This window comes from Stappia sp. ES.058, from assembly GCF_900105595.1.
Classification (GTDB): Bacteria; Pseudomonadota; Alphaproteobacteria; order Rhizobiales; family Stappiaceae; genus Stappia.
Genome location: NZ_LT629784.1, coordinates 1,999,609 through 2,011,192 on the forward strand (window position 1 = coordinate 1,999,609; position 11,584 = coordinate 2,011,192).

Genomic DNA, 11,584 nt, shown 5'->3' on the forward strand with positions numbered 1-11,584 from the left:
CCTCGACGCGCCTATACGTAGAAATCCAGATCCTCCTGAGCCTTCAGGAGATCACGCAGTTTGTGCGGATTCTCTCCAAAGAAATAGGCCAGACCCCAGTGCGTCCCGAACGCCGTGCGTTTCGTGACCTTTTGCTCTGCCGGTGAGGCAAGCTCATGAAACTCGAAATAGGGGTGATTCTGTGTTTCCTCCGGCACTTCCAGCCGGCTGATGACACGACGGCGCGGGTAAACGCCGAAACAACCCGCATGGCCCTTCGCATCCTTGACCGCTTCCGGGAAAAACGCGTCCACCTCTTCAGCTGTCGCCTTCGGATCGAACATCAGCGCAATGCCCTGGTAGCCGTTGAACCCGTAAGCGCGCTCGATCAGCTCAAGCGCGTTGAAGCCCGGCGGACGATAGGCAACCTCGCCAAAGTAGAGCTTGCCGTCCTTCGTCAGGAAGTACTCCGGATGAATAAAGCCGAAGTCGATATCGAAAGCCTCGATAAGCTTTTCGACTTCCTCGGTGATGCGCGCGCGCCAGGACTCAAGCTCGGGCGTTGCCGGCACGAACACCGAATACCCAAGCGTCACATACTCGGAGATGTTCAGGAACTGGATCTTGCGATCCTTGATCCAGGCTTCGACCGCAAATTCCCAACCATCGAGATGACTTTCGAGAAGGGCGGGAAACTCCTCGTCGGGAATGTTGTCGACATCCTCCGGCGTGCGGATCACGCGGTGACCGGCGGTGCCGGACTTGTCGAAAGCCTTGAAGTGAATCGGATCGTTGGGATCACCTTCAAGCTTCAACAGCGTCTGGTTGACGCGCATTAGAAAGCGGATCACGTCGCCCCGGTCATGCGCTTCCTCGAAGACGCCGACCCGGATACCGCCAAGCTGGGCGCGACGCTTCATCAGCGACTTGTCGCGGAACAGCATGGACTGACCCAGAAGGCGCGGATTGGCCATGAGCACGGAGTTGATCGCGCCGGCCCACTCGACCGTTTCCTCAAACAGCGGAATGGCTGCGTCGACACCTTCCTCCTTCAGCCGATGTGCAAGCTCGTGAGAGCGCTCGTTCAGCCGATCGAAATCCCACGACATGTAGGGAATGTCGTTTTGCTTGCAATATTCCTCGGCCCAGGGCGGAGCCACCACGATATATTTGCGGTCGAAACGGTCGATCGCATCAATGGCATTCAGGCTCCAGCCCAGAAGCGCAATGTAACCTTTGTCGGGATCAATGCTCATGTGTATCTCCTGTTCTTCGAAATGGACGAACCCTTCTGCAACGTCGCGCCGGACGTACGGCAGGATTGCGCGAATGATCGTGTGGCCAGCAACTGAATCATTCAAATGAAGAGCGCACTTCAGTTGGCCACTTGGAAATGGAACCTAAAGGATTCAGATCAGATTTCAAGCTATGGCTATGAATCCTGAAATTTCTCCCGCTCATCAGGAAATTACATCAAGGCGAAAATAAAAAAATTATTTAGATAATATTTCTCATACGGCCATAAATTTTCAAATATTACTTATGTTTTTATGAAATCGATCAAAAGTAATTTTGGATTTTTCGTCGAGCCGGTCAGATGAATTTGCTGTGATCAACAAGTTAGCCAGACGTTCGGCCGGATTGTGCCGCCGGCTTGACCGAGGCGGGAACCGGCCCGGGATGGCCTCGGGATCGCCGGGCGCATCCTTGCCTGAACGGTTCGAAATCGTCGATTTCCGGTATCCGGCAATGTTCAACGCGTTCTTTGACCCGGTGTCGAGCTTCGATCCGCCACGCTTTCAGGCGTCCCTACGTTCATGCGGCCGCCAACACTCGAGCCGGGCCGTCCATGGCAAAGCGGGGACGCCGTCTCCCCGTCGTTCAAAAAGCACCCGACGCGGCGCGGATCAGTTCCAGTCGAGCCGGATGTCGTGAGAAAACCGAAGATCGCGCGGCAGGGTCGGCGCGGTCGCTTCATCGATATCCGCGTGCACATTGGCCGGCGGAGACACCGTCGCGTCGCGTCCGAACAGGAAGGTCTGTTCCGACACGATCACCCGATAGGCCTTGTTGAGTTTCAAAGCCCGCGCGACACTCGGCGTGATCAGTTCGTAGACGCTCTTGCCGCGCACGGCCTCGTCATCAACCTTGCCCTCCGGCGTGAACCAGCGCTCAAGCATCTCGGTGTTGGAACGGAACTCGTCGCCCCCGCCCGCGCGGCGCAGATAGGTCAGGATCTCGCCGTCGCTCCCGCCCCGGTTCGGCGCATCCTCAAGAGCGCGGTAATCGATATAGCCCCAGCCCTTCACGCCGCGCAGCTTGCGCGGGAACGCCCAGGTCTGGTCGATGTTCGCCCCCGTGGTCGCGTGACAGCCGCGACAAAAGAACTGTTCCTCGTTGGTTTGCGGACGCAACGCCCCGCCCGCATCCTCGATGAAGGCGACCATCGTCCAGCCAAAGCCCGTATCCATACCCCGGTCGCCAAGGTCGATGTAGCGCGGCAGGTTTTCGTCCAGTTTTTCCTGGAGCTCGTTGCCGTAGCGCGAGCGAAGCTGTGCCAGGGTCAGCTTGCGCGTCTTGACCATGTAACGCAGTTCCTTCATCCGGGATGCGACCGTGATCTCCTCTCGGTCGATCCCGACATAGCGCACCGAATGCAGAAACTCCGTCCCTTGCGGATAGGTCATCCGGGTCAGCGGCTCAGCGGTGGCGCCCCCCAGGTAATGCTCCCGGCGAAGGATGTCGCGCGCCGTTTCCAGCCGCCCGTCGCCATCGAGATCGACGCCGATGTCGCGCTCGTCCACCGGCGGCAGCGTCACGTTGTCGTAGTCCTGAAAGGCGATCTCCAGCAGCGCCAGGTTGGCGGTGTAGACGTCGCCAGAGGGTGTCCCGTCGGCAAGGGTGCGAAACGCCTCCGGCAGGCGGATCAGCACGTCGTCGGTCGAACCGTTGGTAGGCCAGAAGGTCGAGGGCTGCGGCTTGTAGTTGAAGGCCACCCAACCCGAGCCGTCGCGCGCATGACCATGAGCGTCAAACGCCGAACCGCCCGTGCCATAGCCGGCAAGGTCGGGGATGTAGCCGTCCCACCGCTTCGCCTCCAGCCGCTCGGCGAGGCCCGTGTAATTGTCCTCGCCCACATAGGCCAGGATCTCGTCGTCGGAGATCCGCGCAACGTCCTCGCTGCGATCGATGAAAAGATTGCGGTAATGGTTGGTCAGTCCGGCTTCGGAAAACTCGTAGGCCTGCTGCAGCGATCCGTCCTGCATGAAGTTCGGCCGGGTCGGGTCATCGTTGTTTTGATGGCAGACGTAGCAGGGATTGTAGCGCCCCTCGATGCGCGTGTAGCACTGCGGCGGCACCGGCGCCTCGCGGTTATAGATGCGTCCGGCATCGCTCATCTGTGTCGACGACGGGCGCGCCTCCATGATTGCCGCCGTATCGAGCGCAGAGAGATCCGCGGCCATGCCGGAAAGCGAAAACACGGGAAGCATGACCACCGACAGCGCCAGAATTGGCCCGGAACCCCATGCACCGAAAAGGCTGCGATTGATCATCAGTTAAAGTCCCTGCGGTTCTGCCGGCCGGAAACATCGGCCAGGCGAAAACGGATAAGGGGCGGATCGGCCCGCCCCTCTCCAGTCGTCGTCGGCAAACCGCTCCTTAAGAGGAGGCGGCCTTCCACAGCCACATGGCGTTGTTTTCGTGGTTGCCGGTGTCTTCGCCGATCAGCACGTCACCGGAGTCCAGAACCAGGATGTTGTCCGGGTTGGAGATGTTACCGGTGTCGCAGGCATTGGCCTCGTCGTTCTTGTCGTATGGACCGCCGGCGACCACGGGCACCATCATGTGGGTGTTGTAATTCCCGTCGAGGCGCATCTGGTAGACGACGCCGCACGTGTTGGCCTCGACCTGGATATCGCCCGCATCGTCCGACATGCCCTTCGCCACTTCCGACATGGCCATGTATATGAAGGGCACCGACCCGTTGGCGGCTGCCTCAAGGTTGATGTTCACCCCTTCCATCTTGCGAAACTCCGCGGTCGCACCCTTTGCAGCCGCCGCCCGGCGGCTCTCCAGGAAGGCAACGCGATTGTCATCGGCCGCGCCGCGCGCCCAGGCCGCCACCTCCTCGTCGGAAATATAGGAGGTCTTGCCGGCCTGGTGATCATCCTGGGTGATGCCGTCATAGTCCGCGACCCAGCCGGCGATCTCGTCGTTGGTGCCATGGGCAAGCTCGATCCAGGAGATCTGGAACGCAGCCTCCGCCGCGCTCGTCCCTGGTTCGGCAAGCTGCGTCACCCGCGCGGCATAGAGCGTGCCGGAGCTAAGGTCGCCGGCCCGGTCGGCCACGAACTTGTAGAACACGACATCCGTGCCGTCGTCCGACAGATAGGCCGTGCGCTGGTCCGGCATCACCACCGAGTTTTCATGGCTGAACCGGCCCATCGCCATGTGCTTGACCGGCGTGGCACGTCCGGACGGGTCCTTGATCTCGACAATGTAGCCGTAGTCGTAGGGATTGGCGTAGGCGCCCTTGTAGTTGGCCAGCGCCTCGACGTCGCCGATATACTTGTACTCGGGATTGTTCCAGTCGGCGGTGTCGTCGAAATAAAGCTCTTCCGAGGTCAGCGGCGTGCCCCAGGGCGAAACCGTGCCGAAGCAGTTGACCCAGGTTCCGCCAATGCCCGAGAAGTCGACCATCATCACGTCGGTCTCGTCGACCGTCCAAGTGCCGTCGTCGGCGCGGCTCATCTTGACGCGGGACATGCCGCCCGGGCGATCTTCCCAGTTGGTGAAGAGATAGCCCTCGTTCTCGCCTGTGGCGATGAAACCGTTGAAGTCCGGGTCGTTCGACGTCTTGATCACGCCGCCGGCGCCGGCAATCACGCCGAGCTTGCCGAAGTCGCCTTCCTGCACAAGCACCTGATAGGTGCCGAGCGAGGTCTTGACGACGGTCTGGTCGTCGCCCTCCGGCACGCCCGTCTCACCGGCCGAAAAGTCGGCATTGGCGACCACGCCGACCGTTGCCTTGGAAAACACCGTCGGCAGATCGTCCGACGGGTGCTGGACGTTGAAGAAGAGATCCCCGCCCTGCAGGAACATGCCGGTGATCTCGCCGCCGAGCGGCACGGTGGCGACGCGAGTGAGATCGGCGGCCATCGCGGCGGCGGAAAGGCAGGTCGAAATGGCAAGCGATGTTGCGAACGTTTTCAGTTTCATGGCGAAATGTCCCGGTCCGGAGGTCGCTCAAAATGTCCAATGGGCCGATCCTATCGTCCGCTTGCGACACTTTGATGATCCTTGAACGTCCGGACAGGACGACGGGGTCGCTCAAACCTGCGTGAAGATCGCCAGCCCCACGACGCCAAGCATGGCCAGCGCCATGGCGATGTTGATGATCCGTGTCGTGCGCTTTGGCAGGTCCATGCGTCGCAGCGTCACCCCCGCCCACAGCCAGCCGATATGGATCGGGATCCAGATCGCGTTCATGATCAGAAACTTGATTGCGATTTCCGCGACCGGTGCCGTGCTCAAAAAGGCAAAGCCCGAAAAAAGCGCCGTATTGACCGCATAGGCCTTGGGGTTGATCGGCTGCAGCGCAAGGCCGTTCCAGAACCCCGGTGCGCGTTCCGGATGGATGAAGGCAAGCCTGCTGCCTGCGAAGGCGATCTTCGCCGCGAGATAGACGAGATAAAGCACCGATCCCCAAAGAAGGATGACGCGCAGCCACGGCACCGAAAACGCGGCCGCGGCAAGTCCGGAGACGACCAGCCCCGCCACCAGATTGTTGCCCGCCCAAAGCCCGCCGACATAGGCGAGACCGGCGCGTGATCCGAAGGCCGAACCGACGCCGGCGGTGGAGAGAACCCCCGGACCCGGCGTGACAATCAGCAGGAGCACTGCAATTGCGAATTCAAGCATCGGCCGAACGCCCTTCCTGTTTCCGCTCGCCCAGATCGTTCCAGACGCTCTGGCGGGCGATCCGCCCGTCGACGACCTCGAAGCGGTCGATGAACCGCACGCCCTCGAACCGCGTTCCGTCAAGCCATTCGCCGGCAAGCGTTCCATGGCAGAAGACCACGCTTCGCCCGTCGGAAAAAGCCGTGTCGAACCCGGCGAACGTCTTGGCGACGCGCCGGTAGCGCGTCTGCCCCCAGGCGATCATCTCCGACAGCGCCTCGAACCGCCTGCCGCCTGGAAACATCATCTCGAAGCCATCGGCGAGATGGGCCTGCGCCCGCTCCAGGTCGCGGACCTCCATCGCGGCGAGAAACCCGCGCACGACGCCGACCGGATCGGGCGTTGGCGCGCCCGGCGTGCGGCTCCGGCCGCCACGCATGTAGTTTTCGGGCTTCACCTCCTCGATGGCGACGGTCACCCCCTCCGCCGGAGCCGCGATGGTGCCGCGCACCGCATCGCTCAGCCGCCGCGCAAGCGTCTGGCGAACCTCCTCCGCATAGCCCTCGATCATCGTCACCCGCACGATCGGCATAGTCCGATCCCCCATTCTTTCCGCTGAAATTGATGCGACCCGCCAGTGTGTGAACTTGAAATTCGTCGAATTTCTGCGGCAATCTCCGGTGCAAATCTCAAAATCTAATGACCGATAAAATTATCGTAAAAACAATGTCTTGCAGCCATTTTTCAACCACCCGAAAGCCGATTGACATTATGATATAATGACATAACATTAATCATATCGAACGGAAAGAGAGCCTGCCTGTGAGCACTCCGCCGATCCCGGTCAAGCCCAGCGCAACGGGCACAGACACCGCCTCCCCGGCGCGCGGATCCGGCATTCTCGACCCAAACGGTCCCGTCCCGCTCTACCACCAGATTTTTCTGCTTCTGCGCAATCGGATCTACGGTGGCAATCTGTCGGCCGGCGAGCGCGTTCCGAGCGAACAGGACCTCACCACGGAATTCGGCGTCTCGCGCATCACCGCCAAGCGCGCGCTGAACGAGCTGGCCGACGCCGGCCTCGTCATCCGCGAGCGCGGCCGCGGCACGCGTGTCGTCAACCGCCCCCCGGCACCCGCCGTCACCTCGTCCATCGAGGGCTGGCTGGAAAACATTTCCTTGATGGGACAGTCGACGACCGCGGAAGTCCTGTCCTTCTCCTATACCCAGGCAGGCGAGGAGATCGCCCATGCGCTGGATGTTGATCCGGGCACCGAGGTGCAGCGCGCGGTGCGCGTGCGCCGCCTCGAGGGCGAGCCGATGTCCTATCTGGTGACCTATGTGCCCGCCGACATCGGCCGGCACTACGGCAGCGACGACCTCAACGTGCAACCGCTGCTGCATCTGCTGGAGCGTGCCGGCGTCGATGTCGCCTCCGCCCGCCAGACGATTTCCGCGACCGTCGCCGAGACGGACGTTGCCGCCGTGCTGGCGATCCCGGCCGGGTCGCCGCTGATCGAGGTGCGCCGCGTCGTCAGCGACCGATCCGAACGCCCCGTCGAATACATCCGCGTCCTCTATCGACCGGATCTCTATCGTTTCGAAATGTCCATGCGCCGGGTGCGCGCCGAAAGCGGCCCGCGCTGGACGACGACAAGCTAGCCGCCGGTCCCGGCCGGCGGCGGATAAAAGCGTGAGTGGGACCCCGGGACAGCCAACCGGTCGCAAGCGCGACCGTCAGTGGGAGGTTTGAGATGACTGACAAGACGTTGAAGGGCGGCCTGCGCCGTCGTGAATTCCTTGCAACCGGCGCCGCGGCGGCGCTCGGCCTTGGCGTGACGGGCTTTCCGGCCGTGCTGCGCGCCCAGACCGCTCCCGTGAAGATCGGACTGATCCATCCGGTCTCCGGCTTCATCGCCTTTTCCGGCAACCAGTGCCGCGAGGGCGCGATGATGGCGATCGCCGACATCAACGCCGCCGGCGGCATCAAGTCGATCGGCGGAGCCAAGGTCGAGGCGGTGCTCGCCGACAGCCAGGGCAAGCCGGAGATCGGCGCATCCGAAGTGACCAAGATGGCGGAAGCCGGCATCGACGGCATTGTCGCAGGCTATGCCTCGTCGATTTCGCTCGCCACCTCTCAGGAAGCCGCCAAGACCAACACCCCGCATGTCGTCGACGTCGGCGTGTCCGACCAGATCGTTCAGCGCGGGCTCGCCAACACATTCCGCTTCGGCCCCGGCTACGGCAAGATCGCAGAGTTCGCCGTCGACAATCTCGACACGATCAACAAGGCCGCCGGATCTCCGGCGAAGACGGCGATGATCATCCACGAGGAGTCTCTGTTCGGCACAGGCACTGCCGGCCTGCTCTCCAAGCGGCTGCCGGAAAAGGGCATCGAGGTGATCGATGTCATCAAGCACGCCAACCCGACGCGCGACTTCACCAACATCGTGCTGCAGATCAAGTCGCAGAAACCGGACCTGATCATCCCCGCCAACTACTACAATGAATACGTGCTTTTGGCCCGCACCATGCGCCAGCAGCGCATCGAGGCGAAGGGCATCTATTCCGTGCTCGGCGGTGCCGCATCGAACTACAAGTTCGTCAACGAGTTCCCGGAAGCAGCCGACCTCATCATGGACTGCAATCACTGGTTCAATCCGAAGTCGGACGTGGCGCTTCAGCGCAAGGCGGCGGCCGAAGCCAAGGGCCTGATCTACACCTACGAGGTGTTTCTCGCCTACAACGCCGTGCTCGGGCTGGTCGATGCCATCGAGCGCGCCGGTTCCACCGACAAGGATGCGGTGAACGCAGCCCTTGCGGCCTCGGAAATGGACATGTCCTACATGCCCTATGGCGCGACGAAGATGGTCGACGGCCAGAACGAAGGCGCACAGCCGGTCAACACCCAGGTGCAGAACGGCGACATCGAGGTGATCTTCCCGGCCGAGTTCGCCTCCGCCGAAACCGTCTTCCCGATGGGCGGCTGACCGCCGGTCGCGTGACCGAAGCGGGCGGGGCCTGACGCTCCCGCCCGCCCCTCTCATCCGACAAGCCTTGCGAGTGACCATGCCCGACATGGCGATCATCGTGCCGTCCGTGCTGAACGGGCTGACGACAGGCGCGCTCTATGCGCTCGTCGCGCTCGGCCTGACGCTGATCTACGGCGTGCTGCATATCATCAACTTCGCCCATGGGGCGTTGCTGATGCTAGGCCTCTACGCGGTCTATTATCTCAACGTCCAGTTCGGCATCGACCCCTACGTGGCGCTCCTGATCGTGCCGCCGGGCATGTTCGCGCTCGGCTATGCGCTGCAGCGCGGCATCATCGGGCGCGCCAGTCACGGGCGCGATGAAAACATCCTGCTGGTCACGCTGGGTCTGGCGATCGTGATCGAGAACCTCTCGCTGTTCCTGTTCAAGTCCGACACGCGCATCGTCGATGTGCCCTATGGCTTCCAGGTCGTCGAGATCTTCGGCGCATTCCTGCCGCTGCCCAAAGTGGTCGCCTTCGCCGGCGCGCTGATCACCGCAGCCCTTCTGTGGCTGATCATGAGCAAAACCGACCTCGGCCGCGCGATCCGCGCGCTCGCCAAGGAGCGCAAGGGCGCGCAGCTGGTCGGCATCGACGTGGAGCATGTCTTCGCCATGAGCTTCGGGCTCGGCATCGCCTGTCTCGGCGTCGCCGCCTGCCTGCTCCTGCCGAGCTACTACGTGAACCCGCAGGTCGGTCACGGCTTCGTGCTGATCGCCTTCACCATCGTCGTGCTCGGCGGCATGGGTTCTTTCGTCGGCGCGCTGCTCGGCGGGCTGATCATCGGCGTGGTGGAAGCGCTCGGCGGGCTGTTCTTCGGCGAAAGCCTCGGCCAGCTCGGCATCTTCCTGATCTTCATCCTCGTCCTCGTCTTCCGGCCGACGGGCCTGCTTGGACACAAGGTCTGACCCATGCGCCAGCTCGCCCTCCTCGGCCTCGTCTTCGCCGCCTTGTTCACGCTTCCCTTCTTCGTGGAATCTGAATCCTGGCGCACCACCATCATCATGACGCTCTATGCCGCCCTTCTGGGTCAGGCGTGGAACATCCTGGGCGGCTACGGCGGCCAGTTTTCCTTCGGTCACGCCGCCTTCTTCGGAACCGGTGCCTATACGGTCGCGGTGCTTCAGGTGCAACTCGGCCTCAATCCGTGGCTCGGCCTGATCGCAGGCGGGGCCCTTGCGGTCGGCGTTGCCGCCTTCATTGGCTTCACCACGTTTCGCTACGGCCTGCGCGGGTCTTACTTTGCGCTGGTGACGCTCGCCTTCGCCGAGGTCTTGCGCATTCTCTCCAACACCGTGCCCTTTACGGGTGCCGGCGTCGGCATCCTGATCCCGCTCGACCCCGGCGCAGCCAGTCTGCAGTTCACCTCCAAGGCCGGCTTCTACTGGCTGTTGTGGGCGATCACGCTCGGTGCCTTCCTGACGGCCTGGTGGATCGGCCATTCGCGCTTCGGCGCAAGGCTGATGGCGGTGCGCGACAACGAAGACGCGGCGCGTGCGCTTGGCGTCGACCCGTTCCAGGTGAAGATGCGCGCCATCATGCTGTCGGGCCTCTTCTCCGGTCTCGCCGGTGTGTTCTACGCCCAGTTCTTTCTCTATCTCGACCCCGGCATCGCCTATGGCCCGGCCGTTTCGGTGGAAAGCCTGCTGGTTCCCATCATCGGCGGCATGGGCACGCTGTTCGGTCCGCTGCTTGGCGCGGTTGCCCTGCATACGGTCTCCGAGGTCACCCGCGAGGTGATCGGCGACCTGCCGGGCATCAGCCTCGTCATCTACGGCACGATCCTGGTGATCATGGTGCTTTTCGCACCGCGCGGTCTTTCGGGGCTCTTGTCGCGCCTTGAAGCCTTCGGCAAGCGCAAGCAATCCGGAGAGGCCGACCGCCATGCATGACGCCTCCCCCATTCTCGAGATTTCCGGCATCTCCAAGCGCTTCGGCGGCCTTCAGGCCTCCAACAACATCTCGATGCGCGTTCCCTCGGCCAAGATCACCTCGCTGATCGGACCGAACGGCGCCGGCAAGACCACGCTGTTCGCGCTGATCACGGGTTTTCACACGCCGGATGCAGGCCACGTCCGCTTCATGGGCAAGGACATCACCGGGCTACCGCCGCAGGAAATCGCCGCGCGCGGCATGATCCGCACCTTCCAGATCGTCCAGCCCTTCGCCGGACAGACAGTGCGGGAAAACATCGCCGTCGGCGCGCATCTCAAGATCCGCGCGCGCGCGGCGGCCCTCGACAAGGCGGAAGACGTCGCCCGCAAGGTCGGCCTCGGCGACCGGCTCGACATGGACGCGGCTGCGCTGACCGTCGCCGGCCGCAAGCGGCTGGAGGTCGCCCGCGCGCTGGCCACCGATCCGGCACTGATCCTCTTCGACGAGGTGCTCGCCGGGCTGAACCCGTCGGAAATCCGTGACGTGATCCCGGTGATCCGCGCGATCCGAGACGAAGGCGTGACCATCCTTTTGATCGAACACGTCATGCAGGCGGTGATGAGCCTGTCGGAACACACATGGGTGCTCAATCAGGGGCAACTCATCGCGGAGGGGCCGCCGCAAGAGGTGACGCGCGATCCCCATGTCATCGAAGCCTATCTCGGCAAGGGTATGGCTGAACGCATGGCGAAACAGGCGACCGCGGCTGCGGGAGGCGCGCATGAGTAACGAGAC

At 62.6% G+C, this 11,584-nt stretch carries 10 protein-coding genes; 5 read left to right on the forward strand and 5 right to left on the reverse strand.

Annotated elements, in window-relative coordinates:
* Positions 1-11: 11 nt before the first annotated feature.
* From BLU32_RS09210 to BLU32_RS09230, 5 genes are all read right to left on the reverse strand, one after another.
* Positions 12-1,235: an acetyl-CoA carboxylase biotin carboxylase subunit family protein gene (locus BLU32_RS09210; protein ID WP_093806364.1), complete on the reverse strand. Its 1,224-nt coding sequence runs from the start codon at positions 1,233-1,235 to the stop codon at positions 12-14.
* A 651-nt stretch (positions 1,236-1,886) separates the two neighbouring features.
* Entirely contained in the window at positions 1,887-3,533 is a 1,647-nt protein-coding gene (locus BLU32_RS09215; protein ID WP_093806366.1) for a hypothetical protein, read from the reverse strand.
* A 106-nt stretch (positions 3,534-3,639) separates the two neighbouring features.
* Positions 3,640-5,199 (reverse strand): alkaline phosphatase PhoX, encoded by a 1,560-nt coding sequence (locus tag BLU32_RS09220; RefSeq protein ID WP_093806368.1) that lies wholly within the window; start codon positions 5,197-5,199, stop codon positions 3,640-3,642.
* Positions 5,200-5,310: 111 nt separating this feature from the next.
* The gene (locus BLU32_RS09225) at positions 5,311-5,901 is read right to left on the reverse strand and encodes a LysE family translocator (protein ID WP_093806370.1); all 591 of its coding nucleotides are present in this window, start codon (positions 5,899-5,901) and stop codon (positions 5,311-5,313) included.
* Complete coding sequence (locus tag BLU32_RS09230; protein ID WP_093806372.1) at positions 5,894-6,472, reverse strand: tautomerase family protein; 579 nt, start codon at positions 6,470-6,472, stop codon at positions 5,894-5,896. The genes BLU32_RS09225 and BLU32_RS09230 overlap by 8 nt, the downstream gene beginning before the upstream one ends.
* 230 nt (positions 6,473-6,702) lie before the next feature.
* Between BLU32_RS09230 and BLU32_RS09235 the strand changes: the two genes are divergently transcribed.
* From BLU32_RS09235 to BLU32_RS09255, 5 genes are all read left to right on the forward strand, one after another.
* On the forward strand, positions 6,703-7,542 hold the full coding sequence (locus BLU32_RS09235; RefSeq protein WP_093806374.1) for a GntR family transcriptional regulator: 840 nt from the start codon (positions 6,703-6,705) through the stop codon (positions 7,540-7,542).
* A gap of 92 nt (positions 7,543-7,634) precedes the next feature.
* On the forward strand, positions 7,635-8,870 hold the full coding sequence (locus tag BLU32_RS09240) for an ABC transporter substrate-binding protein (RefSeq protein WP_093806376.1): 1,236 nt from the start codon (positions 7,635-7,637) through the stop codon (positions 8,868-8,870).
* 79 nt (positions 8,871-8,949) lie between these two features.
* Positions 8,950-9,822 carry a branched-chain amino acid ABC transporter permease gene (locus BLU32_RS09245; RefSeq protein ID WP_029057281.1) on the forward strand — a complete coding sequence of 291 codons (873 nt, stop codon included), beginning with the start codon at positions 8,950-8,952 and terminating at the stop codon, positions 9,820-9,822.
* Positions 9,823-9,825: 3 nt separating this feature from the next.
* Positions 9,826-10,806, forward strand: a complete 981-nt coding sequence (locus BLU32_RS09250; protein WP_093806378.1) for a branched-chain amino acid ABC transporter permease — start codon at positions 9,826-9,828, stop codon at positions 10,804-10,806.
* Positions 10,799-11,578 (forward strand): ABC transporter ATP-binding protein, encoded by a 780-nt coding sequence (locus tag BLU32_RS09255; RefSeq protein WP_093806380.1) that lies wholly within the window; start codon positions 10,799-10,801, stop codon positions 11,576-11,578. The genes BLU32_RS09250 and BLU32_RS09255 overlap by 8 nt, the downstream gene beginning before the upstream one ends.
* Positions 11,579-11,584: the final 6 nt, after the last annotated feature.

Excerpts from the sequence above, each read along its gene's own strand:
- BLU32_RS09210 (WP_093806364.1), bottom strand. The coding sequence starts at position 1,235 with ATGAGCATTGATCCCGACAAAGGTTACATTGCGCTTCTGGGCTGGAGC.
- BLU32_RS09215 (WP_093806366.1), bottom strand. The coding sequence starts at position 3,533 with ATGATCAATCGCAGCCTTTTCGGTGCATGGGGTTCCGGGCCAATTCTG.
- BLU32_RS09220 (WP_093806368.1), bottom strand. The coding sequence starts at position 5,199 with ATGAAACTGAAAACGTTCGCAACATCGCTTGCCATTTCGACCTGCCTT.
- BLU32_RS09225 (WP_093806370.1), bottom strand. The coding sequence starts at position 5,901 with ATGCTTGAATTCGCAATTGCAGTGCTCCTGCTGATTGTCACGCCGGGT.
- BLU32_RS09230 (WP_093806372.1), bottom strand. The coding sequence starts at position 6,472 with ATGCCGATCGTGCGGGTGACGATGATCGAGGGCTATGCGGAGGAGGTT.
- BLU32_RS09240 (WP_093806376.1), top strand. The coding sequence starts at position 7,635 with ATGACTGACAAGACGTTGAAGGGCGGCCTGCGCCGTCGTGAATTCCTT.
- BLU32_RS09245 (WP_029057281.1), top strand. The coding sequence starts at position 8,950 with ATGCCCGACATGGCGATCATCGTGCCGTCCGTGCTGAACGGGCTGACG.
- BLU32_RS09250 (WP_093806378.1), top strand. The coding sequence starts at position 9,826 with ATGCGCCAGCTCGCCCTCCTCGGCCTCGTCTTCGCCGCCTTGTTCACG.
- BLU32_RS09255 (WP_093806380.1), top strand. The coding sequence starts at position 10,799 with ATGCATGACGCCTCCCCCATTCTCGAGATTTCCGGCATCTCCAAGCGC.